22 protein-coding genes and 1 riboswitch are annotated in these 24,338 nt (G+C 53.3%); of the genes, 10 read left to right on the top strand and 12 right to left on the bottom strand.

Translation table 11 applies throughout. The features are described from left to right. Nucleotides 1-48: 48 nt before the first annotated feature. From TPRIMZ1_RS0112665 to flgN, 4 genes are all read left to right on the top strand, one after another. A complete protein-coding gene (locus tag TPRIMZ1_RS0112665; RefSeq protein WP_010260295.1) occupies nt 49-969 on the top strand; it encodes an aldo/keto reductase in 921 nt (306 codons plus the stop codon). Nucleotides 970-978: 9 nt separating this feature from the next. Beyond that, the gene (locus tag TPRIMZ1_RS0112670) at nt 979-1,671 is read left to right on the top strand and encodes a DUF554 domain-containing protein (RefSeq protein ID WP_010260298.1); all 693 of its coding nucleotides are present in this window, start codon (nt 979-981) and stop codon (nt 1,669-1,671) included. 86 nt (nt 1,672-1,757) lie between these two features. Beyond that, a complete protein-coding gene (gene fliS / locus TPRIMZ1_RS0112675; protein ID WP_010260301.1) occupies nt 1,758-2,204 on the top strand; it encodes a flagellar export chaperone FliS in 447 nt (148 codons plus the stop codon). A gap of 10 nt (nt 2,205-2,214) precedes the next feature. Then, entirely contained in the window at nt 2,215-2,703 is a 489-nt protein-coding gene (gene flgN, locus TPRIMZ1_RS0112680; protein ID WP_010260304.1) for a flagellar export chaperone FlgN, read from the top strand. A gap of 36 nt (nt 2,704-2,739) precedes the next feature. Here flgN and TPRIMZ1_RS0112685 read toward each other — a convergent pair whose 3' ends face one another. The 4 genes from TPRIMZ1_RS0112685 to TPRIMZ1_RS0112700 are packed head-to-tail and all read right to left on the bottom strand — an operon-like array spanning nt 2,740 to nt 6,828. After that, nucleotides 2,740-4,257 (bottom strand): alpha-L-arabinofuranosidase C-terminal domain-containing protein, encoded by a 1,518-nt coding sequence (locus TPRIMZ1_RS0112685; RefSeq protein WP_010260307.1) that lies wholly within the window; start codon nt 4,255-4,257, stop codon nt 2,740-2,742. A 40-nt stretch (nt 4,258-4,297) separates the two neighbouring features. After that, a complete protein-coding gene (locus tag TPRIMZ1_RS0112690) occupies nt 4,298-5,380 on the bottom strand; it encodes a M42 family metallopeptidase (RefSeq protein WP_010260311.1) in 1,083 nt (360 codons plus the stop codon). Between the two features lie 9 nt (nt 5,381-5,389). Continuing rightward, entirely contained in the window at nt 5,390-5,518 is a 129-nt protein-coding gene (locus tag TPRIMZ1_RS21005; RefSeq protein ID WP_269775817.1) for a hypothetical protein, read from the bottom strand. Then, the gene (locus TPRIMZ1_RS0112700) at nt 5,515-6,828 is read right to left on the bottom strand and encodes a Na+/H+ antiporter NhaC family protein (RefSeq protein WP_010260323.1); all 1,314 of its coding nucleotides are present in this window, start codon (nt 6,826-6,828) and stop codon (nt 5,515-5,517) included. Before TPRIMZ1_RS0112700 ends, TPRIMZ1_RS21005 begins: the two co-directional genes overlap by 4 nt. Before the next feature lie 186 nt (nt 6,829-7,014). On the opposite strand from TPRIMZ1_RS0112700, the gene polA reads away from it, so the two are divergent. From polA to TPRIMZ1_RS0112735, 6 genes are all read left to right on the top strand, one after another. Further along, nucleotides 7,015-9,942, top strand: coding sequence for a DNA polymerase I (gene polA, locus TPRIMZ1_RS0112705; protein ID WP_010260327.1), 2,928 nt, complete (start codon nt 7,015-7,017; stop codon nt 9,940-9,942). Between the two features lie 55 nt (nt 9,943-9,997). Further along, a riboswitch (glycine riboswitch) is annotated at nt 9,998-10,100 on the top strand. A gap of 173 nt (nt 10,101-10,273) precedes the next feature. Continuing rightward, nucleotides 10,274-11,359, top strand: a complete 1,086-nt coding sequence (gcvT, locus tag TPRIMZ1_RS0112715) for a glycine cleavage system aminomethyltransferase GcvT (RefSeq protein WP_010260330.1) — start codon at nt 10,274-10,276, stop codon at nt 11,357-11,359. Between the two features lie 18 nt (nt 11,360-11,377). Beyond that, a complete protein-coding gene (gene gcvH, locus TPRIMZ1_RS0112720; protein ID WP_010260333.1) occupies nt 11,378-11,749 on the top strand; it encodes a glycine cleavage system protein GcvH in 372 nt (123 codons plus the stop codon). Nucleotides 11,750-11,758: 9 nt separating this feature from the next. Continuing rightward, nucleotides 11,759-13,081, top strand: coding sequence for an aminomethyl-transferring glycine dehydrogenase subunit GcvPA (gene gcvPA / locus TPRIMZ1_RS0112725; RefSeq protein WP_010260335.1), 1,323 nt, complete (start codon nt 11,759-11,761; stop codon nt 13,079-13,081). Next, complete coding sequence (gcvPB, locus tag TPRIMZ1_RS0112730; RefSeq protein ID WP_010260338.1) at nt 13,078-14,499, top strand: aminomethyl-transferring glycine dehydrogenase subunit GcvPB; 1,422 nt, start codon at nt 13,078-13,080, stop codon at nt 14,497-14,499. The genes gcvPA and gcvPB overlap by 4 nt, the downstream gene beginning before the upstream one ends. Nucleotides 14,500-14,573: 74 nt before the next feature. Next, on the top strand, nt 14,574-15,386 hold the full coding sequence (locus TPRIMZ1_RS0112735; RefSeq protein WP_010260341.1) for a hypothetical protein: 813 nt from the start codon (nt 14,574-14,576) through the stop codon (nt 15,384-15,386). Between the two features lie 52 nt (nt 15,387-15,438). Here the strand turns inward: TPRIMZ1_RS0112735 and TPRIMZ1_RS19820 are convergent, their stop codons facing one another. The 8 genes from TPRIMZ1_RS19820 to cooS all read right to left on the bottom strand — a co-directional run bounded on the left by TPRIMZ1_RS19820 (nt 15,439) and on the right by cooS (nt 24,277). Then, on the bottom strand, nt 15,439-15,900 hold the full coding sequence (locus tag TPRIMZ1_RS19820) for a CooT family nickel-binding protein (protein WP_010260343.1): 462 nt from the start codon (nt 15,898-15,900) through the stop codon (nt 15,439-15,441). After that, nucleotides 15,900-16,253, bottom strand: a complete 354-nt coding sequence (locus TPRIMZ1_RS20540; RefSeq protein WP_157784233.1) for a cobalt transporter — start codon at nt 16,251-16,253, stop codon at nt 15,900-15,902. The genes TPRIMZ1_RS19820 and TPRIMZ1_RS20540 overlap by 1 nt, the downstream gene beginning before the upstream one ends. A 3-nt stretch (nt 16,254-16,256) precedes the next feature. Next, nucleotides 16,257-17,042, bottom strand: coding sequence for a carbon monoxide dehydrogenase/acetyl-CoA synthase methytransferase subunit (gene acsE / locus TPRIMZ1_RS0112755; protein ID WP_010260352.1), 786 nt, complete (start codon nt 17,040-17,042; stop codon nt 16,257-16,259). 27 nt (nt 17,043-17,069) lie between these two features. Further along, on the bottom strand, nt 17,070-18,401 hold the full coding sequence (gene acsC / locus TPRIMZ1_RS0112760; RefSeq protein WP_010260356.1) for an acetyl-CoA decarbonylase/synthase complex subunit gamma: 1,332 nt from the start codon (nt 18,399-18,401) through the stop codon (nt 17,070-17,072). 12 nt (nt 18,402-18,413) lie between these two features. Next, nucleotides 18,414-19,358: an acetyl-CoA decarbonylase/synthase complex subunit delta gene (gene acsD, locus TPRIMZ1_RS0112765; RefSeq protein WP_010260359.1), complete on the bottom strand. Its 945-nt coding sequence runs from the start codon at nt 19,356-19,358 to the stop codon at nt 18,414-18,416. Between the two features lie 84 nt (nt 19,359-19,442). Continuing rightward, nucleotides 19,443-21,587 (bottom strand): acetyl-CoA decarbonylase/synthase complex subunit alpha/beta, encoded by a 2,145-nt coding sequence (gene acsB, locus TPRIMZ1_RS0112770; RefSeq protein ID WP_010260362.1) that lies wholly within the window; start codon nt 21,585-21,587, stop codon nt 19,443-19,445. A 15-nt stretch (nt 21,588-21,602) separates the two neighbouring features. Further along, nucleotides 21,603-22,382, bottom strand: a complete 780-nt coding sequence (locus tag TPRIMZ1_RS0112775) for an AAA family ATPase (protein WP_010260365.1) — start codon at nt 22,380-22,382, stop codon at nt 21,603-21,605. Next, nucleotides 22,382-24,277: an anaerobic carbon-monoxide dehydrogenase catalytic subunit gene (gene cooS / locus TPRIMZ1_RS0112780; RefSeq protein ID WP_010260368.1), complete on the bottom strand. Its 1,896-nt coding sequence runs from the start codon at nt 24,275-24,277 to the stop codon at nt 22,382-22,384. The genes TPRIMZ1_RS0112775 and cooS overlap by 1 nt, the downstream gene beginning before the upstream one ends. Between the last annotated feature and the right edge of the window lie 61 nt (nt 24,278-24,338).

The following is a 24,338-nucleotide window of genomic DNA, read 5'->3' on the forward strand; positions in this document are numbered from 1 at the left end:
CAACGTACCCTGTATTATTCTATCATTCTATTTAAGGAGCATAATACCATGAGAACCATCAACTTGGGTACCTCCGGTTTACAAGTACCGGTTATTGCTATTGGCTGTATGCGCATCGATTCCGTTGAAAAAAAGGATGCCGAAAAGCTGATTAAAACAGCCCTGGATAAGGGGGCCAACTTCTTTGACCATGCGGACGTCTACCAGGACGGCAAATGCGAAAAGATCTTTGCAGAGGCAATCGGCATGAACGCCTCGGTCAGGGAAAAAATCATTCTTCAGAGCAAATGCGGAATCCGTAGGGGAGTCGCCTTTGATTTTTCCAAGAACCATATCCTCAAGTCTGTGGATGGAATCCTAAAGCGGCTTAAAACCGATTACCTCGACGTGCTGCTGCTCCACCGCCCGGATCTCCTGGTTGATCCTGAAGAAGTGGCCGAAGCTTTCGGGATACTTCATACCACCGGTAAAGTTCGGAATTTTGGGGTATCTAACCAGAACCCCACGCAAATTCAGCTCCTGCAGAAATTCGTGAAACAGCCCATCGTGGCTAACCAGCTCCAGTTCAGCCTTGCCCACGCCTCCATGATCTCGTCGGGCCTCCATGTAAATATGGGCGATGATACAGCGATAAACCGGGATGGGGGCATTCTGGACTTCTGCCGCCTCAAGGATATCACCATCCAGGCCTGGTCTCCCTTCCAGAAGGGCTTCTTCGGCGGGGTCTTCCTGGGGGACAGCGAATATGCAAAACTGAACACCAAGATTGATAAGATCGCCAAAAAATACGAAGTAACCAATACCACCATAGCCCTGGCATGGATACTCCGGCATCCCGCCAAAATCCAACCCGTCACCGGAACCTGGAATGTGAATCGTATCAAGGATTGCATCAAAGCGGCGGATATCACCCTTTCCAAAGAGGAATGGTACGAGCTCTATCTGGCGGCGGGAAACGATCTGCCCTAAGGAATACCAATGTTAGGACCGGTGGTTAATGCGATAACAATCGTGGTATGCGCCCTAGCCGGGTGCTTCCTTATCCGGGGTATTCCGGAGCGGTTTGAGGAGATTATCAAAAAGGCCATCGGTCTTTCTATTATGTATGTGGGGATCCGGGGCGCCATGGATAACCAGCGGGTCCTCCTTTTGATCATGAGCATGGTCATCGGGGCGGTTATCGGGGAGTTTATCAATATCGATAGGCTGATGAACCGCTTTGGGGACTGGACAGAGCGGAAATTGAATATGCGCGGGGGTACCTTTTCCAAAGGCTTTGTTACCGCCAGCATACTCTTCTGTACCGGTTCTATGGCCATCGTGGGCTCCATGCAGAGCGGCCTCCAGGGCAACCACGAAACCCTCTTTGCCAAGTCTATCCTGGACGGCTCTATTTCCCTGGTTTTCGGCGCCTCCATGGGCATAGGGGTGGTTTTTTCCGCCATCCCGGTACTGGTCTATCAGGCAGGGATAGCCCTGGCATCCATGGCGGTCAAGGATTTCCTGAGTCCCGACATTATCCGGGAAATGTCCGCCGTGGGGAACCTCCTGGTGGCGGCCATTGGCTTTAATTTTCTCGGAGTTAAGGAAATCCGGGTGGCCAACCTGATTCCGGCAATTTTTATCCCCTGGGTGTATCTCGGTCTGGAAATAATTTTAAAAAACCCTTAATATTACTTAAAATATTCCGATAAAAAAAGGAATACCCGGAAGCGGATTTAAAACACCCGAATCCCGGTTAGACAGAGGGGACCATTTTGGCAAAATCGAATCAAATATTCGCTTACACAGAGACCCGCATCAAGACCGCGAGCCAGGGACAGCTTATCATCATGCTTTACAATGAGGCGGTAAAACAGTTGGATCATGGTCTTGAGCTGCTGGAACGGAACGCCGGGGGGAAGAAGAACCCCGGCAGAATTGAACAGATCAGCAAATCCATCCTGAAAACCCAGGAAATTGTCACCGAATTGATGGCTTCTTTGGATTTCGACCAGGGCGGGGACATCGCCAAAAACCTTTTTTCCCTCTATACATGGTTTAACCAGGAACTCCTGGCGGCCAATATCAACCATGACCCCCAGCGTATCTCCTCGGTCCGCAATATGCTGAACGACCTCCGGAGCGCCTGGAGCGAAATTATCACTAAAAATTCCATGGAAGGGATAGGTCATCCCGCCGTGGGTCTCAATATTACCGGCTAAGGCGCAAGGTATGGCCGGGGTTTTACCTGCAGAAGAAATCAACCGGCGGGTCGCCATCCTCAAACGCTTTCGGGAAATGCTCCGGGCCCAGAGGGATCGCTTTCAGGAATACCTCAATGTTCTGGACAAGCAGCAGGATATCATCGAAAAAGGCGATACCGAAGCGCTCCTTTCCCACGTAGAACTGGAAGAACACATCGTAACCGACATTTTCAATATACAGAAGGTCATAGATCCCCTGGAAGATATGTACCGCACCGTTACAGCCCAGCCAGGGACCAACACGGAGGGGGAAACCGAAGTCTCCGGCCTTAAAGCCGCCGTGGAGCGACTCAAACGGGAAGCAACGGTCAACACCACCCGGAACAAGGACCTGCTCGCCAAGCGGATGACGGAGATCCGTACGGAGATTAAGAGTCTCCGGGGAAACCCCTACGCCGCCCGCCAGTCCATCTATGCCGATACCGCCGCCCCGATGATGATAGACGTGAAGGGTTAGTTCAGTAATACGCTGCCCAAAGATTTTTCACGGGATTCAGTTCTTATTTACCGGATTGGCAAATCGTATAATATTGACCGAGTGAGCAGGTAACGATATAACCGTACCGGGATTATAATTAACAGTAACTGGTTTCCCGGGTTCGGCGTCAACATGATTGATATCATTATATGATTCAGTGCCTGTCCCCATAAGCGTTTGGATGGTATACACGGATGAAACAAAGGGGCCTACCCATTCAAGTTCCAAATCCCATGCCCTATGGGGGTCCTTATTGACCGCTGCCACTACTATACATCCTTCATGGGTATCTAAAGTAGTAATGATGTCAAGGGCATCCATTCCAACTGTCCCACCCGTTTTTTCCCGGACCTGAATCTGAGGCATATTTTCCACATAGGTATCCAGTACGGTTTCTCCAAGATTATTAACATAAAGATCAAAAACATGGTAAGTTGAACGTAGAACTATTCCATCCTTGTGGGTAAATATGCAGCCGCGGGTATTTACCACAGGGGCAAAATTTGCCATTCCCACCACAGTACAATTTCGATTGCACATGTTGAGAAAACAGGCGGTGAATACCGCATCAGCCATGGTGTAACGGCAATTTTCATCATTCAGATCCCGTGGGGTGAGATAATCCGCCGTAGTAAGTCCCTGTTTTACCGTATGAATATTCGGATGATACCATCCCCGAAGGTTCCATTCATCAAAGGCAATGCGTATTTTATTCTGCAAGCCCATAGCATTCAGAATTCCCTGGACCTTGACAATTTTATCGTCTAAGTGGTTTGTATACGCTATGCTTTGCTCGTAGTCTGCATAATCATTTGTCTGGTGAATTGCATCCCAATAGTCATGAATGGAAATCCAGTTAATACGATCCCCACAATTCCGGAGCAGATTAATATTCCAATCAAGATCCGCCAAGGCTGCGGCGGAAAGCTCAGTCTGCGGATCTACCCGCAGCATCATCTTTGCCGATTCGGTTACAAGCCTCCCCCATTCTTCCGCAGACTTTGCACCGATTTCCCAGCCACCGTAATTTTCATTACCTATACTCCAGTACCGTACTTTATATGGGTCTCGGTGACCGTTTGATATACGCTGCTTTGCATAAGGCCCTTCATTTGAAAGATTGCAATACTCAACCCAATCACTCATCTCTTCTGCGTTACCGGTCCCAGCATTGGTACAAATATAAGGTTCACAACCAACCTTGCGGCAGAATGCAATATACTCATCGGTTCCGAAGGTATTCGGTTCTTCAACCCGCCAAGCCTTGTCAAAAGACGGCTTCCGTTCCGGTCCTACCGCATCTTTCCAATGATGAGCAGATACAAAACATCCGCCCGGCCAGCGCAAAATTGGTACTTTTATTTTTCGCATAGCTTCAATGACATCAAGGCGAAACCCATCCCGATCTGACAAAGGATTTCCAGGATCAAAAATGCCGCCGTATATCTGACGATGAAAATGTTCAATAAAATGCCCATAAATCATTTTATCTCTTTTACCTATGGTACGCCGGGTATCAATATTTAATTTCATATCCCTACATCCTTAACGTGAAGGGTTAGTCCATGTTTCATTAGAGTGATTGGTAATCTTTTAAGTAGGCAATGATATAATTTACACAATGCTCCAGATCGCTTAGCTTTACGGTACCCACCGCGGTGTGTATGTAACGGCTGGGAATAGATATGCCGCCCGCAAGAACACCGCTGTCCGCAAGCGAGGCAGGCCAAGCATCGGTGCCGCCGCCCATCATAACCTCGCGTTGGAAGGGTATATGGTGTTTTTTTGCAAGCTCGATCATTCTGTTGGTAAGATGGCGGGGCACCGTATTACCGCAGCTTACATTCGGATCCCAGTCATAATATTTAACGCAGATACCGCCGCCCATTTTTTGCGAAGAGTCCCGCCATTCAATGCCGGGACTGCCGCCGGTAAGCGTTACGTCCACCGCAAAAAATAGTTCCGGTTTAAAACTGCGCGCCGCCGGTCCACCGCCGTGCATACCGATTTCTTCCTGGGTCGTTCCTGCCATGCAGATGGTCGGCAGCAGCGGCTCGTCTTTTAAACGCCGCATAACTTCCACCAGAACCGCAAGCCCGGAACGATCGTCCACCGCCTTGCCGCTGTAATAATCCGTACCGTTCAGAAAAAAGCCCCTGCGCGAATAGCCGCCTAAGTCGCCTATCTCAAGGCCTAAAGCGCGGGCTTCGGCGGCGCTTTGAACGCCAAAGTCCACAAACAGATCTTGTATCTTAAGCGGGGAATGCAACTCATCCTCACTCATCATATGGAATGGTTTTGCGCCGGTTACGCCGTACACTTTTTTGCCGGATGCCGTGTTAAACACCAGATCCTGGTTTACCACCATTTTATCATCGTGGTAACCCACAGGAAAGATGCGGGCAAATCCATCATCGTCAATGTATTTGATAATAAAACCGATTTCGTCCATGTGGGCGGCAAACATTACCCGTTTATCGCTTGCCGTACCCTTACGGATATAATACTGATTCCCCAGGGGGTCGGCATAGTAATCATCAAAAAATCCCGCCATCTCATTTTTTAACGCCCCGGCAACTTCTTCCTCATTGCCCGTCACCCCAAACACATTATCAAGGGTTTCCAAAAGCCGCGCCAGTGAATTAGTATCGCTCATAAATTTTCCTTACGCAACGATGATGCCGGTTATGAGATACAGTATCGCCGTGATAAGCCCGGCGATAAGCATATAGGGCGCTATGGCAAACATGGTGTCGATAGGGCGTATTTGACACGCCTGGGACGTAAGGATCACACCATCGCTGTAGGGGCAGAACACATTGCCAAAGAGGGAACCCGAAAAAACCGCCGCCCCGCAATAATCGGATCAATACCGATAGCAAGCGCCAGGGGCACCACAATCGGCATGATGATCATCGCCAGGTCCCAACAGGCGCCGGTAAAGTAACCGTAAGCCGCGCACACCACAAACACCGTTAGGGGGAGTAGGGATCCGCTCAGTATCGGCTCAACACAGGCAATGACAAAGCCGGGCATACCGGTGACTTCGTTTATCGCATTCACCGTAAAGGCGAGTACGAATAATATAAGGCAATACCCCATATTGAGAACACCATGGAAACAGGCGTCCATTGATTTGTAGAACGTCAGCTTACGCTCAACAATATAGAGAATCAACGCACAAATAGTGCCCCAGAAGGCGCCCATCAAAATATCAACTTCGTTTAATAAGGTTACCACCACGGTCACTAAAATTGGAATGAGAAAGTTAAAGGGGTATGCTTTTTTGCCGCCCTTCGCCGCTTCTTCCTCCTGCGTTTTTTGTATCTCCCTTTCAATATCGCTGTCGCTTATGGCGGCGCCGCCCAGGGGAAATAATTCACCCTTTTCTTCGGCGCGTTTAGAATCACGTTTTATCATGCCCAGTTTTGGCAGCACGCCGAGTATCTGCAACAGACAAACGATAAGCACAACCCAGGCATAAAAAATAAAGGGTATGCTGCGGAGAAAAGCAGTCATGGCGCTGCCGTTATACAAAACACCCTGTTCTTCAAAAATGGTGACATACGCCGCCGTCCAGGACGATATTGGTATGAGCTGACTTATCGGCCCCGCCATGATCAACACAATATAGGCAAGCTGTGTTCGGGGAATTTTGTGTTTGTCGGTAATTTTGCGCATCGTGGCGCCCACGGCGAGGTTGGAAAGATAGTCATCCACAAAGACTATCAACCCAAACAAGAAGGTACCCACCAGCGCTTGTCTTTTTGACTTGATAAATTTGCTTGCCCAGCGGCCGAACTCGGTTATGGCGCCCGATTCTTCGAACAGGGCAATCATAATACCGAACAACAGCACCACCGTGGTCAGCCACTGGTAATCTCCGTTACCCAGTGTTCCCTGCAAATACTCAAAAAAGACACCGGTAAACGGCGCGGCGGTACTTGCCGCCACGATGATACAACCGGTTACCACACCGCAAAACATTCCCAAGAGGCTTCGTTTAGTGATGATGCTTACCACAAAAATTACGGCGATCGGCAGTAGTGACAATACGCCCAGATTTGAAACTACCTGAGCAGCTTCTTCGACCAGTTCTTCCATATTATTATTCCTCCATAACAAGTCCAAAGTCGATAATTACAGAGAGTATATTACCAGTTTTTCTCATACCTCCCGGCCAATTTAAGGAACTGCTTAAATAGAGTAACCCGAGACTTGCGATTTGTCAAATCCCATGACTCCGCTGCCACGCTTTACCGAAGCTGCCGCATCCTTTATGATAAAGCTATGAAAGAACCCCTCTACCTAATCGACGCCTACGGGCTTATCTACCGCTCCTACTTTGCCTTCCTGAACCGCCCCCTGCGGAACAGCCGGGGCCAGAACGTATCCGCCCTTTTCGGCTTTGCCCGTACCCTGGTGAGTCTCCTGGACGAGGGCGCTGCCGCAGCCGACGCATCGGGGAAGATCCTCCCCACACCCCAAAGGCCCAGGCGGCTGGCGGTGGTGTTCGACTCCCCCACCCCCACATTCCGGCATAAACAATACCCCGAATATAAAGCCACCCGGCAGAAAGCCCCGGATGATCTCCACACCCAGGTTCCCCTGGTGGAAGAAGTCCTCAACGCCCTCAAGGTCCCGGCCCTCAAGGCCCCGGGCTTCGAAGCGGACGATATCATCGCTACCCTGGCAAAAAAATGCCAGGAAGAAGGACGGCAGTGCTACGTCCTTTCCTCGGACAAGGACCTGCTCCAACTGGTAGGTAACGGTACCTACCAACTGCGCCCTACCAAGGCGGCAAAGGCCGGGGAAGCGGGGTCCGGCGGTGGGACCAACACCGTCAAGGGCGGCCTGTCCTACGAGTTGGTAGGCGTGGAAGAAGTTAAGCTTGAGTGGGGTGTAAACCCGGACCGGGTCCTGGACCTCCTCTCCCTCACCGGCGACACCTCGGACAATGTCCCCGGAGTTAAGGGCGTGGGTGATGTAACCGCGGTTAAACTCATGGCCCGCTACGGTTCCCTGGATGAGATCTACAAAAACCTTGCCGGCATTGAAGGCGCGGTAGGCAAAAAACTCGCCGCCGGCAAGGAAAGCGCCTATCTGGCCAAATCGCTGATAACCCTAAGCTACGAAGCGCCCCTTTCGATCAGCGCCCTGGACGAGCTAAGCGTGGAAACCCTGGACCGCCCCGCTGCCGCGCAGGTCCTGCTCCGGGAGGGGATACGGCAATTAGCGGCGGTCCTGGACCCGTCCGCCAAGAAGGCCGGGAACGATGGGACAAGCGCAACCGGGGACAACGCTGCAGACAACGGTTCGGCTGCCGATGGAGTTTCAAGTCCAGTCTACGGCGGTCAGCGGCCCGACCAAAGCCCTGTGGATCCGGCCCTCCTGGGGGACGGCGCCTACAAAACCATCCTGGACTTTGCCGAGTTCGAAGCCCTCCTGATAAAAGCCCGTCAACAAAGCCTCATCGCCCTGGACTTTGAAACCGATTCCCTGGACGCCTGGAATGCCCACCCCATCGGCATATCCCTGGCCCTGAAACCCAAGGAAGCCTACTACATCCCCGTGGCTGCCCACCAGGGAACGGCGGCGGATGGCTCTGACGCCGGAACCCCCGCACCCTTCATTGATCCCGCCATAGTCCGGGAGGCCTTGGCTCTCCTGCTGGCGGACCCGGCTATGACCGTAGCCGCCCACAACGCTAAGTATGATTACAAGGTAAGCCGCGGCTGGGGACTCCCCCGGTGGAAGTGCAAGATTTGGGACACCATGGTTGCAGCCTGGGTGGACGATCCGGAGCGGAACAACTATTCCCTGGATTCCCTGGCCAGCTACCATTTCGGCCATACCCCCGTTGCCTACAACAGCATCGTTCCAAAGGGCGGAACCTTCGATCAGGTTCCCCTGGAAACCGCAACCCGGTACTCCGCAGAGGATGCGGATCTTACCCTCCGTGCCAAGGCCTTCCTGGAACAGCGCCTCGAAAAATCCGGTTCCCTGGGCCTCTTCCGGGACCTGGAAATGCCCCTGCTCCCCATCCTTGCCGAGATGGAAGGACTGGGTATCAAGATTGAACCCAAGGTCCTCCGGGACTTCGGGGTAGAACTATCAACGGAACTGGATCAAATACAGGCGGACACCTACAAACTGGTGGGCCACGAATTCAACCTGGCGTCCCCCAAGCAGCTTCAGGATGTGCTCTTTACGGAGCGGAAACTCAAGCCGGGGAAGAAGACCAAGACCGGCTACTCCACCGACGTGTCGGTTCTGGAGGAGCTTGCCCGGGAGGACCCGGTGCCCGCCAAGATTCTCCGCCACCGCACCCTGGCGAAACTCAAGTCCACCTACGTGGATGCCCTTGCGGACATTGCGGACAAGGAAGGCCGGCTCCACACTAATTTTGTGCAGACCGGTACCGCCACGGGCCGCCTTTCCAGCCGGGAACCCAACCTCCAGAACATCCCCATTCGGGACGAGGAAGGCCGCCGCATCCGGGAAGCCTTTATCGCCAAACCAGGCTGCGTCCTCATCTCCGCGGACTACAGCCAGATAGAACTGGTGGTACTGGCCCACCTTTCCCAGGACGAAAACCTCATCGCCGCCTTCAAGGGGGGTAAGGACGTCCACGCCAGAACCGCCGCCCTCATCTTCGGCATAGACGAAAAGGACGTACAAAGCGATCAGCGCCGCATAGCCAAGACCATCAACTTCGGGGTCATGTACGGCATGAGCGCCTTCCGCCTTTCAAATGAATTGAACATCTCCCGCACCGAGGCGGCCTCTTTTATTGAAGCCTACTTCAAAACCTACGCGGGGATCCGCAGCTTCATTGACGAGCTCATCAGAAAAACTGAGGAAACCGGTTACGCCTCCACCATCCTGGGCCGCCGCCGCTACATCCCGGCGATCAATTCCCGGAACAAAACCGAAAAAGCCGGGGCCGAGCGGGTAGCGGTAAATACCCCCATTCAGGGTTCCGCGGCGGACATTGTCAAAACCGCCATGCTCAACCTGGACAAGCGGCTTACCAAAGAGAAGAGCACAGCAAAACTGCTCCTACAGGTCCACGACGAACTCATCCTGGAATGCCCCAAGGCCGACGCTCCGGAGGCCGCAGCATTGGTCAAAGAGGTGATGGAAAAAGCGGTAAAATTACGGATACCCCTGCGGGTCAGCGTAGAAACCGGCAAGCGGTGGGGGGATTTTCACTAAAAAAACCACCACTTGATCTCTTCCTAAAACTATATTAGACTTAAATTAAGTTCGAATGATGAATCCGGGAGAGAACGGAAAACAGGCTTTATGGCCGGGTTTCTGTCGCCGAAGGGGCAATGCGTAAAACTCTCAGGCAAAAGAACCGGATTTTGACGAAACTCCGAAAAGTCGGGATAATTCCCGCACCGAAGAGGCAATTCTCCGATCAACCGGGGGAGAATCTTTCAGGTTATAAACGGAGCGCATTCCTGGATACCGTAACCGGTGTTCAGGGAGACGCAGCTTGCCCTTTGGGGCGGCCCGTTTATATTCCCGAAGGAGGGCCAATTTGGAAAAGAAAACACCCCTTTACCAATGGCACGAATCTCACGGCGGCAGGATAGTTCCCTTTGCGGGGTACCTTCTCCCGGTACAATACGAAACGGGGGTAATCGCCGAGCATAACGCGGTCCGCGAAAAAGCGGGTCTCTTCGACGTGTCCCACATGGGCGAATTTGTCATCCGGGGCAAGGATGCACTTTCCAATCTTCAACGTATCTTTACCAACGACTTTACAAACATGACAAAAGGCCGGGTCCGTTATACTCCGATGTGCAATGAATCCGGCGGAGTCATCGACGACATGGTGGTCTGCAAGATGGAAGAGGAACGTTACTTGCTCGTGGTTAACGCCGCAAACCGCGACAAGGACGCCGCCTGGATCAAGGGACACCTGGAAGGCAGCGCCAGCTTCGAGGACATTTCCGAAACCCTTGCCCAGATCGCCATTCAAGGCCCCGCTTCCCCGCTAATACTCAGCGCCATCTCGAAAACCATCCCGGAAAAATACTATACCCTGGTTGAGAACGGCGAAGCTGCGGGAATCCCCTGTATCATCTCCCGGACGGGCTATACCGGCGAAACCGGTTTTGAGCTTTACTGCAAACCAGCGGATGCAGAAAAACTGTGGGATAAACTTTTGGAAGCGGGTAAGAATGACGGGCTTATCCCCTGCGGCCTCGGAGCGCGGGACACCCTGCGGCTTGAGGCATCGATGCCCCTCTACGGCCATGAAATGGATGACACCGTTACTCCCTTTGAGGCCGGCCTTTCTTCTGCGGTACGGATGGACAAGCCGGACTTTATCGGAAAGGCTGCCCTCACCGGGAAAGAGAAGCCCCCCCGGACCCGGGTAGGGCTCAGGATAACCGGGCGGGGCATAGCCAGGGAGGGAGCGCTTATCCTGTACCAGGGTAAAACGATAGGCAAGACCAGTTCGGGCAACTTCTGCCCCTTTCTGAAGGAAGCCTATGCTATGGCGTTGGTGGATTCTTCAATCACCAAACCCGGAACCCCTGTTGGGGTCGATGTGCGAAACAGAATCATTGAAGCGGAGATATGTACCCTTCCCTTTTATAAAAAGGGACAAAATTAATATGAATGGAGAAATGCTATGAATTTTCCTGCGAACCTTAAGTATACGAAGTCCCATGAATGGGTAAAGAATCTGGACGGGGGAATCGTCGAGATCGGAATTACCGATTATGCGCAGAAGGAATTGGGGGATATCGTCTATGTCGAACTCCCCCAGATCGGAGACGCGCTAAAGGCGGATGCTTCCTTTGCCAACATAGAATCGGTAAAAATCGTATCGGAAATTTTTAGTCCCATCACGGGAACCGTAAAAGAAATAAACGCGGCCCTTAATGATGCCCCCGATTCGATAAACAAATCACCCTATGACGCATGGCTCATCCGTGCCGAAGGGAAAATCCCCGAGGGAAAACTTCTCACCGCAGAAGAATACCAAGCCCAGCTTTCTTAAGGAGCAATCATGGGTACCTATATACCGCATACGGAAACCGACAAAAAAGAAATGCTCGCAGCCATGGGCCGCAAATCGACGGAAGAACTATTCGCTGCAATCCCAAAAAATATGCTGATCCGGGAACTTTCCCTTCCTCCGGGTATGTCGGAAATGGAAACCTCCCGTAAACTAAAGGCAATAGCTGGAGAAAACCATGTCTTCCAAAAAATCTTCCAGGGAGCCGGCGCTTACCGTCACTATATCCCCGGGGCGGTCAAACGGATCGTCTCCAATGAAACTTTTATCACCGCCTACACCCCCTATCAGGCGGAGATAAGCCAGGGCATACTGCAGTCGATATTTGAGTACCAGACCATGATCTGCTGCCTCACCGGCATGGATGTCTCCAACGCCTCGGTTTACGACGGGGCCAGCGCCGCTGCAGAGGCGGTGAATATGTGCCGGGATAGGGATCGACAGTCTGTCTATGTTTCCGCCGCCGCCCACCCCCAGGTAATAGAAACCATACGGACCTACTGCGAAGGCTATGGCATACCGGTAACCCTGACGCCCGTCGGCCAGGATGGCAAGACCGATCTCAACGCCCTGGAAAAACTTATGGGCGTGACAAAAACAGCCGCCTGCTTCTACCTCCAGAACCCAAATTTTTTCGGCCTTATTGAAGACACTCCGCGATGCGCAGAAATAGTGCATGCCGCAGGATCTCTCCTCATAGCCGGAGTTAATCCCATATCCCTCGGCCTGCTGGAAAGCCCCGGCGTTCTCGGCGCCGATATTGCCGTGGGCGAAGGCCAGCCCCTGGGTATGCCCCTGGCATTCGGCGGCCCCTACCTGGGCTTCATGGCCTGTAAATCCCCCCATTTACGCAGGCTCCCCGGCAGAATCGTCGGCGAAACCGTGGACACAAAGGGTGAACGAGCCTTCGTGCTCACCCTCCAGGCCCGGGAACAGCACATCCGGCGGGAAAAGGCTTCGAGCAACGTCTGTTCCAACGAAGCCCATTGCGCCCTTACTGCGGCGGTTTACCTTTCGGTGATGGGTGAGCAGGGCTTTGCGGAACTTAGCCTTCAATGCCATTCCAAAGCGGTATACGCCGCGGAGCAAATTTCCGCACTGCCGGGGTTCTCCCTTGAGTACAAGGGCGAGTTCTTTAACGAATTTGTCACCGCCTGTCCCGATGCGGGAAAAACCCTTGCCGCATTGGAAAAACGGGACATACTCGGCGGTTATCCCCTGTCAAACAAACGTATCCTCTGGTGCGTCACCGAACTCAACACAAAAGAAGAAATAGATGAGCTGGTAGAAATTCTGAAGGAAGGCGCCTTATGAAATTAATATTCGAAAAGAGCAAACAAGGACGAGGATGTTCTATCCTCCCTCCCTGCGATGTACCGGAACATACCGTGTCATCCAGGGTAGCAAGAAAAATCCCCGCAGCCCTTCCAAGCCTGGACGAAAACGAAATTTCCCGGCATTATAGCGAACTTGCAAAACGCTCCTTTGGGGTGAACGATGGTTTTTATCCCCTGGGTTCCTGTACCATGAAGTATAACCCCAAGATTAACGAAGAACTTGCGGGCCTTCCGGGCTTCACCGATATCCACCCTCTGCAGCCGGCTAACACCATACAGGGCTGCCTTAAGGTTCTGGACATTGCCGCAGCATATCTGAGGGAAATTACCGGTATGGACGCCATGAGTTTTCAGCCTGCAGCCGGCGCCCACGGAGAGTTGACGGGACTCCTCTTAATCAAGGCGTATCACAAAAGCCGCGGCGATACGGCGAGAACCAAGATTATCATCCCCGACAGCGCCCATGGCACCAACCCCGCCAGTGCGGCCATGGCGGGCTTCCAGGTATTGAACATAGCTTCCGGGAGTGACGGATGCGTGGATTTGACGGTCCTCAGAAATGCTGTGGGACCGGATACCGCGGGGCTCATGCTCACCAATCCTAATACGGTGGGCATCTTCGATCCCAATATACTTGATATTACCCGGATCATCCATGAGGCCGGGGGGCTTAACTATTACGATGGGGCAAACCTCAACGCAATCATGGGTATAGTCCGGCCCGGGGATATGGGTTTCGATGCGGTCCACCTCAACCTGCACAAATCCTTTTCTACCCCCCACGGCGGCGGCGGTCCCGGTTCCGGGGCGGTGGGATGTAAACAAAACCTTGTCCCCTTCCTGCCCCTTGCAGGCCCGGGCCTCGATGGCGGCGCAACGGAAAGCCCCCAAAGCATAGGAAGGGTGCGGGCCTTCTGCGGTAATTTCCTGGTAATAGTAAAAGCGGCGGCTTACCTCCTCACCCTGGGAAAGGAAAACATACCCGAAGTGGCGCGGAATGCGGTACTCAATGCCAACTACATGATGGAACGCATTAAGACAAAACTCCCGGCAGCCTACAGCGGTCCTTGCATGCACGAATTTGTATTATCTTTGGAAGAATTGAAGAAATCCCACAACGTTTCTGCGCTGGACTTTGCCAAGGCGATTCAGGACAAGGGTATGCATCCGCCGACAATATACTTCCCCCTGATCGTTCACGAAGCTCTGATGGTGGAACCCACCGAAACGGAATCCCGGGAAACCCTGGACGAAGCGGCGGACATCCTTATCTCCCTCTTCAATCAGGCCCAACTCGATCCCGAAAGCTTCAACGCAGCGCCCTTCACCACGGTTATCGGACGTCCGGATGAAGCAAGAGCAGCGAGACAGCCGGTGGTACGATTCAAGGTTTGACTTTTTTTCAGGAATTCCGTATTTTGTTATTGAACAGTTATTTGTTGCATTACATCTTAGAGGAGTACAAAAAAATGATGGGAGGACAAAAGGCCCCGCTGGCCTTCACCACGATAAATCTACACGTCGGAACGATACGCATTTACGATTTTGATGGAATACGGCTTCACGCCTATGATACGAAGGATCCCTTTGGTGACGAAAGTTATCTTTTTGAAACCGAACATGAACTCATCGGCCTGGAATCACCCATGTTCCTGAACAATCTGACAGAATATGCGGATTACGTTAATTCCCTGGGCAAGCCCCTGAACCATTTCATTATGGCCTACCATCCCGGAGGGAGCAATGCCTTTATCTACTGCCGGACATACGCAACGGAGACCACCAAAAAATCAATATCCGAAGGCGGTTCCATAAAGACGCTGATCGACAATTTTTCTGCGGCCTTTGGGAATCATCTAAACCCGTATATTCCGGCTATCACAAATATTATTAAAGCTGGCAGGATAACTATCGGCGATATTGAATTTGTCGTAAAGGACACCAAGGAAAGTTTCGATCTTGAAATCCCCGCCATCAACGCAGTTTATACCCACATGGTTGGCAACAGGGTTCATAACATTCTGGAAAGCCCGGAACAAATAGACGCCATGATAGGGCAGATGAATGATTATACAAAGAAAAAGCCCAGCCTTATCCTCACTACCCATGATATCCCCGCAACGGTAGAAGTAGCCGCAGAAAAAGCAACATACCTTAAAACAATAAAGGAACTGGCCTTAAGGTCCAAAGATAAGACTAGCTTCGTCGAACAGGCAAGCGCTACTTTTCCGGAGTACGACGGAAGGGATTATCTCAAGATGAGCGCCGCCGCTTTGTTTTAAAAAAAGGCAGCCAACGTTCCCGCCGACTGCCCATTTCTGTTTCCGTTTTTTCCTAGCTTATTTCCGTAAACGAAACCCGCTGGGCCATTCCGGATGCATCGATATCAAACACCACCACGCCGTTTTTCTTCACGGTTCTGTCGCTGGTAAAACGCTCTCCCTTGTAAATCTGCGCAAGGTACGCGTCTACGTCGTCGGTCTCGATCTCCTGAACATCCACATCCCGCATCTGGTTTCCCGAGCAGGAATTGAAGATCTCTCGGATCATCTCGTACTTCTTCATCCCCGTTTTGCCGGGAAATGCGTCGGCGGCTCTTGAAAATACCGCCGGCCGTATGGTGATGGCGTTTTTTACCAGGTCCACACTTTCCAGCTCGCCCGTAACGCTGATCTCCTGGCCCATAAGGTCCGTGAGGGTTATGGTATCCCCCGCCACCTTGATGACACTGACATATTCACAGAGCTGTTTTCTCGTACCGCCCTCGCCAAGTTCATAGGCCGTGGAAAGACACATCACTTACCATCCTTAATCAGGTCCAGGGCTTTGACCAGTTTTTCAGTTCCCTTTTCAAAGTCCTTCACCGCATCATCAATGACATCAGCGGATTCATGCTGAGCCGCGTGGTAGAGATTGTGCGCCAAGTCACCCAGCTCAGCTGCGTGCTCCCGGTTGTGCTCCAGCATATACTGCAGCAGGGTCTTGAGCTTATTCAGATCACCGCCGTGGCCGTGACTATGTTCATGGCCGTCTCCGTGTTCGTGGGGATGGTCGTGTTCATGCCCATGCTCATCCCCATGGGTATGCGGATGGCTGTGGGTGTGGTCATGATCGTGACAATGCTCGTGGTCGTGGTGATGATCTGACATAAACTATAACTCCAGGTAAGAATCTGCGAACAGGGTTTGGTTCATGATAATGTCCGCGGACTTTATCGCTTCCATGAGCCGGAGATCGCAGGGGTTCACTATCGCTGAGGTAAGACCGTGGCTTATGGCCATGGCAACCATGGTAGAATCCATGATGGGCCGCACCGCCTTGGGCATCATGTTGGAAACATTAGAAAGCCCGCCGGTGGAGTTAAAGCCCTGTTCGGAAAGCCAGCTGATGAACTGCAGGGTCTGGATCTGCTTATCCTGCTGCCCCTTAATAACCAGGAACAGGGGATCAAACCAAAGATCCTCCGCTTCCATCCCCAGTCCAGCGCCGCGTTCCAGCATCTCCAGGCAATACCCCTGGCGCTCTTCGTTGTCCGAGGGAATCCCGGACTTTGCGCAAAGGGCAATGGCGATGGCGTCATTGGCCGCCGCAACATCAATGTAGGAGATCCGGTCTCCGGCGTCAGCGGAGTTAACAAGGGGTTTCCCCTTGGCCCGGTTGTACACCTTAATTCCCGCCTCAATAGCCTTCTTGTTCGCCGTATCAAGGGCGAGGGGCACATTGTCAAAATTTTCCTGGAGGAGCTTTACCCCCCAAGCCATCAGTTCTTCGCCGCCCTTTTCCGCAGGCCCGATGTTCAGGTCCAGGTAGGTGGCTCCGGCGTCCAGCTGTTCCTTGGCGCGCTTAAGAATCGGCGCGGGGTCCTTGGCATCCATGGCCGCCTTAATCGCCGGCGAAATACAATGTATACGCTCACCAATTGCAATAAATTTTCCCATAAGTCCTATACCTCCAATAAAATTTTATTAACCCTTGAAATCCTTGAGCCACTTAACCACCCCAACCGCTTCGTTGGGCCCGACAAGGATCTTCCAGCCGGGCAGGTTTTCTTCAAGCTCACCCTTAAGGACGGCAACCTTGCCGGGGATAAGGAGGTTACGGTTCTTCACCTGACCATCAATACCCGCTTCCTTAAAGAATTTAGAAATAGTACCGGCGGAAAATTTTCCCGCCGCCCAGGAGGTCAATACCGAATATCCCCCCGCGTCCGAGACGATGAGGTTGACAGGCACCCCGCTCCGTTCCAGTTCGCCGTTGATAACGAAGTAGGAGAGGGCAAAGTCCACGGTAATTGCACAGATGGAGTCCGCGTCCGCGCCGTTGACCGGGTAGATCTTCGGTTCCATCTTCATGGGCTTCTGGGGATCCGTGTAGATATTCTGCCTGAGGCCGTACAGGGGCAGCGCCGTGGCGTAGCTCATGTTACTCAGGATGATGATCGAGCCGTATTTCAGGGTGAACACCGAGGCCAGGGCGGTCTCCAGGTTCTCGTCCTTACCCGCCAGCTTGTGAAGATTAACGATGCTGGGATACCCAAAGCTGCGATCCTGATCCTTCAGGGCCGCCCGGCGGATCTGCACCGCATTGGCAAAGGCGTCTTTGATAGAAACGCTGCCCACGTCGATGGCCAGGTTCTTGTTACCCGCTGCTTCGATTTTCTGCACCGTCTCGTAGATAGTGTCCAGGTCCTTTCCGCCGACCCCGAGGACCACTCCGGCTTCGGCAGCAATCTTGCTAAAGGCTTCCCAGTTGGTTTCATCGGCGCCGTTGAGGAGAGGCTTTTCAGCCTTGACGATATCCAGGGCGGCCTTAGCGGCGTCCGCATCCTTCACTTCAAGGATGAGGGTCCGCCCCGCGCCCTGGGCTTTCTTTACCGTGTCCAGGAACTTAGCCTTGTCGCCGGTAAACTCCACGTTGATCAGATCCACGATCATCCGCTCACCTATGCGGTCGTAGTCGATCTCCTTGATCTTGGGCAGCTTCTCGTCTATACAACCCTCGCACACCGCTACTGCGTAGAGGCTCTTGGACACAAATGTCTTATCGTGCCGGAAGAGTACGGTCTCGCCGCCGAGCTTGTACTGCTTGTCCCCGTTACCGATGGTCAGGGCCTTCATGGGGGGGGCCGATGCGTCGCTGAGCTGGGCCAGGGCCTCCGCCGAAATGTCCGGGCATTTATCGATGGTAATCGACCCCTGGGCAACCTTCATCGCAAAGGCCATACAGGTGGGATTGCCGCACTTCTTACAGTTTGATTTGGGCAGTAATTTAAAGATGTCTAATCCTTTAAGCGCCATGTCTTCCTCCTTTTATACCAGTTCCGCAATAAGTTTTGAAACTGCGGCAACCGATGCGGGATGGCGCAGAATAACGGCGTTAGAGCCGGCGGCAAGGGCCGCTGAGGCGGTAGCTATTTCCATGGCGATGCCCCGCTGTTCCTGGGGTCCCCAGCCGGCGGGAGCTTCCGCTTCACTCTTAAACGATTCACCAACGCTCCAGGTCTGTTCACCCACCGGGGTGATAATAGGCATTTGGAGCTTGTCGTCGTTCTGGGTCAGGGCGGCCAGTTTTATCCGGTCCATGGTACTCACCACGTACTCAAAGCCGTAACCCGCAGCGGCGGAACCTACATTCATGGTCATGCTCTCGTTCTTGATCCCCAGTTGGGAGATCAGTACGTTAAGCTGCTTGGCCAGGTTGATATCCACCGCAGATTCTGCGGAGATCTTCTGTCCGTAAGCCTGGACCGCGCCAACGGCGATGGCCTTGTGGTTATCTTCCTTGGCGGACATGAGGAGCACATTTTTCCCCTGAAGGGCGTCGGCGATCTTCACAAAAAGCTGGCTGTCCTTCTCCGTATTTTTACTGCCCTGGATCACCAGGGGGAGCGTTATTGCGTCGGCCACTTCCTTGCAGAGGGCAACGCAGTCTTCAATAGACTTGTTGGCTCCGTTGGGGTCGGCGCTTTCAAGGGACAGGCTGATAAAGCTTGCGCCGGGAATCGTACAGGCCTTTTTCGCCACATCGGCGATTTTCTCAGCCCCTTCGTAAAACTTACCCAGCTCAGGCAGATCCCGGTTCGGCCCAAGATCGGAAACTTCCACCCCCACCTTAGGAGGATTCTTGATCTTCTCGTCAAAACTGTAGAAGGGGAGTACATTTTCACCCCCCAGAGTAACAGCCTTATCCCCGGCGCCAATCACCACTTCTTTGATGGTGGCCGGAAACTTTTGCGGAACGCGTTTAAATGGCATAACACCTCTCCTTTCCATTTAATTTTACTATGCACAGTCAAAAAACACGGCGGGATACACCCGCCATGTTTTATAAATCCATTGTTACATCAGGGGTTCAAGCTGCAGAACCGGATGTTCCTTTTCGCCAAGGTATTCCACCAGTTTTTCCGCATCATCGGTAACGGTCTCATCGGCGATCCGGTCAACAAAGTTGTCGATCCCGTAGAGTTCCTTCGCCGTTTTGTTGAGCTTGGCGCCTACAAATTCCTTGAGGGCCTTGGGCATCCACACAATCCGTGCAGGGCCGCCTTCAGCGGCCATAAACTTTTTGGAACTGATGAACTGCTTGCCGTGGCCCATGAAACCCGGGGTCTGGACACCGCCGCCGGTCATGGAGGCCATTTCCGAGAAGGTCATCCCCAGGGGGGTCATGCCCGAATGTTCCCGGTTTACAATAACCACACCATTACTGGCGGGCTCAATACCGCAGATACACTCGAAACAACCACAGCTGGTCATGGGGTCCTGCATGATGGAATAGAGGGTAACCTGCTGGAGGGAACCGTGGGAGGCGGTTTGTACCGCTTCGTTCACATCCTCCCAGATACCCAGCTTTTCATCCACCACCCGCTCCTTGGTAACTATCTGGCAGGAACCGTTGGGATCGATCTCGTTGGTGGCCTTGGCGTCAAGCCAGGACACGGCGCCGCAGAGACCCAGCCGTTCCGGGGTAACCACGCACACGTGGGCCGGGGAGAAGGACTGGCAGAGTATACAGTTGTAGAACACTTCGACATTCTCATCCGTAAGAGAAAGGAGCCGGGCGTCACGGGTCTCGTAGACCTTGTTCACCTCCGCCCGGAGCCGTTTAAGATCCTCCGGTTTGGTGTAAACCTTTATCTGGACCTTGTCGATGATGGCATCGAAGTCGCCCTTGAGCTTAGCGTAGAGTATTTCCCCAAAGTGCTTGGCCCGGAAGCCTGCGGCAAAGGCGGCCTTGCTCACCCGGATACGGATAAGGTCCCGCTGGCCGGTATGCATGATACCTTCCGCGTAGTTAAGGTAATGGTGAATCCGGCGTTCAAACACCGGCTCGAAGTCCTTCTGCATGTTCTTGCCGGAAACTTCCACCACAAAGCCCATGGCGGAACGATCCCCTTCCTTAACGCTGTCGATATCCGGCCCGATAAGTTCAATCTTGTGGTCCTCAATCTCAGCGGATTCCTTGGTGGTGACCCACTCAAAGCAGTCCAGCTTAGACCCGTCAATGTCCACGTGCATATCCGCCCGGCGGATAATTTCCCCTTCGAAGGCGGTGGAGAAGGCTACGGGGATATCAACCTTGGTAACCTTGATCTTGATATCCCGGGCTTCCAGGGATGTCTCGATAAAGTCCTTGGTATTCTGCTGGATGATAAGGCTCTTGGGTACGGGCCATACGTCTTTGGTAGAATTGGTGATAACCGGGAAGCCCATGGCAATGGCGCCGCCACCGCAGGCCACGGTAAGATCCGGCAGGGGGTCAAAGGCGTTAACAAAGGCGCGAATTCGCTTAAAGGTATAGTCGTCAAACTCTTCCTGATCCCCGGGCTGTACGTTGCCGAAGATCATGGCGGCCCGGTTTACCAGGGAGATGATGTGGGCCACATGCCACAGTTCCGGTCCCACCGGAACAACCCGGACGGAGAAGTTCATGTTCAGGTTCATTCGCTTGGCCTGATCGATAACCCCGCCGATGAGGAATACAAAGATGGCCCGGGACTGGTAGCCCTTGATCAGTTCCGCCGCTTCCTCGTCGGAAGGGGCGGGGCCGATGATGACCACGAATCCGGGGATATCGCCGGTAACCAGGGGCACCCCAAGCTCACGCACTTCGGCGTCGCTCATGTGGCCCCAGTATTCCCGGGCGTCGCCCTCACCGTAGGGGGTGGGGCTTTTCGCGTATTTACAGGCTTCGATAACCTCCGCCGCTAGGACCGTGCCAAAGCCGGTCTTAAAGACATCCCCCAACCGCTGGTTTCGGGGCATCCAGGAAGCCTTGGTTTCATCGAAAGCGGCCTTGAGTTCCCCCAGGGTCGTAATTTTCTTACCAAGGTAGGCCAGATGGTTGGCGAGAAAATATGCCGTATCCGGCATAGCCAGGGGAGCGGACTCCCCAAGTTCCTTTAAAGTTTCATTCAGCGTCTTTTCGGCCACCGCCACCATTTCGTCGGAACCGTCAAAAACCCGGTTAAACAACAGTTTCATAGAAGCACCTCTCCTTCAGGATTTATGCGCAGCATCAATGCGCTCTTTGATCTTCATGATCTCGTTTCTTGCCCGGTCGCTGGTTTCATAGGGTGATATGCCCCGGCGATCGGCCTCAATAATCTCCTCATTATAGCTGATGAACCCAAACAGATCCTCCGGGGGTATACGGCTTCTGAGGTAATCCTCATCTTCCTTGCCCCGGACCTTGTTTGCTACCACGCTTACCGCCTTAACCCCCAGATCAGCAGCCAGGGATTTGACCTTGTGATAGGTCTGGATACTCCGTTCGCCCGGCTCGATAACCACGATGAACCGGTCCACCATTTCCGCGGTACCCCGGCCCAGGTGTTCAAGCCCGGCCTCCATATCCATGATGACCACCTCGTCCCTGGCGATTACCAGGTGGGAGATGACCCGCTTGACCATCACATGTTCAGGGCACACACAGCCGGACCCTCCGGTTTCCACGGTACCCATCACCAGAAACTTAACCCCGTTCTTTTCCCGGGCGAACCGGTCAGGGATGTCGTCTACCTTGGGGTTGATCTTAAAGAACTTCCCATAGGTATCCTTACCCGAACCGGTACGCTCGGCGATCAGATCGCTCATCTTGGAGATGGGGGTAATGGCCTCCACCTCCGCTTCGGTAAACCCGAGAGCTAAGCCCAGGTTAGCATCGGGGTCCACATCCACCGCCAGGACCTTCCGGCCTTCGGCGGCGTACAGCCGCGATAATACCGCAGCCAATGTAGTTTTCCCAACCCCACCCTTTCCGGTGATCGCTATCTTCATCAGATACCCAGGGCGGCCCGTTTCTTCTCAAGCCCGTCCAGTATCGATTTAACTAATTCATGGGGATCAAGATTGATGATGTACCCCGCCCCGGTGATCGCCCTGGTTCCTTCGGTGATGAACTCCATCATCTGGGAACTCCCCTTAACCTGGGGCTCGATACCCAGGTATACGTCAAGGCCGGTGGACACAACGTAGTTGGCGATGGATACCGCCTTTTCGCTCATCCACTCCGGCGCGCAGCCGACGACGGGGATCTGGGTGGTATCAACCCCCCAGTCTTTGGCAATACCCGTGGCCAGGAGCATCATACGGCTGATGTCCACGCAGGCGCCCATGTGCAGGATCGGCGGAATGTCGACCAGTTCGCAGACCCGGCGGAGACCGGCGCCGCAGAGATACTTGGCGTCCTTTTGGAGGAACCCCGCCTTGGTCGCCAGCTGGGCGGCGCATCCGGTTGCCACGATGAGTACATCGTTTGCCATGAGTTCCTTCATAATTTCCAGGTGGGAATAGTCCGGCCGTACCCGGGGGTTGTTACAGCCCACGATTGCCACGGCGCCCCGGAGAACCCCGGCCTTAATGGCGTCAATCGCCGGCCTGTAGGAACCCAGCTCATCCACATGGGTATTGGCGACCCCGTCCAGATGCTTGATGATCTGTTCGCAGGGATAGCCGACCGTGGCCTTCTGCTTGGTTTCGGGGATATAGATCTTGCTTTGATCCCGGTTCTGGAAATTATCAATCGCCATCCTGATTATTTCTTTGGCCTGCTCAAAGGCAGTTTCTGGCTTAAATTCAATATAGATTGACCCGGGAATCCGGGCGATGGGGGAACTGGTAACGAATTTGGTGTGGTAGCAATCGGTCAGGGAGGCAAGGGCGGGGAAAATACACTGTACGTCCACGCACATCATTTCCACCACGCCGGTGAGAACCACATTTTCCTGCTGGAGGAAGTTACCCACCATACGGACCCCGTGACGCATGGCCACTTCGTTGGCGGTACAGCAGAGGCCCACCAGGTTGATACCCTTGGCGCCCTTGCTCTTGGCGTAGTCCACCAGCTCTTTAATCTCTCCGGCGGTAACCACCATCTCCGAGAAGGCCGGATCGTGGCCATGGACTACGATATTAACATAGTCCTTCTCCAGAACACCCAGGTTGCCTTCGGTATTCCACACCGTGGGGGTACCGAACAGGATGTCGGTGATTTCAGTCCCCAGCATGGAGCCGCCCCAGCCGTTGGAAATAGCGGTCCGCAGGCCCTGGCGAATCAGCGCTTCGGGCTGGGCGGTATTTCCCATGTGGGTCATATGCATGGCGGTGGCGATTTCCCGGTCTATAGCCCGGGGCTCAATGTCCTGGTCTTTCCAAACCTTCTGCCGCCCCTCGGTGGCGCGCTTGAGAAAACGCAGGGTACCGAAGGTCTTCCCGAATTCCGCAAGCCCCACTTCCGCGACTTCGTGGGCAACGTCATATATATCCCGGCCGTCGGTGGGAACATCCCATTCCTTGGCCAGCTTGATAAGCTTCTGCTCATCCCGTACCTGGTAATTCCCGTCACGGCTCGTACTGTGGAGCACGTGGAGTATCTCCCGGGCATGATCCGAGTGGGCCGAAGTACCCGCCGCAATGGTACGGAGGTAGTTTCTGCCCGCTATGGCATGGGCGTCTGCGCCGCAGATACCCCTGGAAGCCTTTGCGGTAATCCGGCAGGGCCCCATGGAGCAATTTTTGCAGCAAATCCCGTCTTCCCCGAATTTGCAGTGGGGGGTTTGATTTTTTACCCGGTCCGCATAGGTCTCGGCGTGCACAAAGGTCGCCATCTCTTTCAACTTAGCAGTTACGGTTTCCATCTCATCGATGGTAGTAAAATGTTCCAAGGTTCTCAAATTAAGTCTCCTCCTCTATGGTTAAGGTGAATCTCGTCTATAATATAGTATAAAAGCGAAT

The sequence above is a fragment of the Treponema primitia ZAS-1 genome (assembly GCF_000297095.1).
GTDB classification, from domain to species: domain Bacteria; phylum Spirochaetota; class Spirochaetia; order Treponematales; family Breznakiellaceae; genus Termitinema; species Termitinema primitia_A.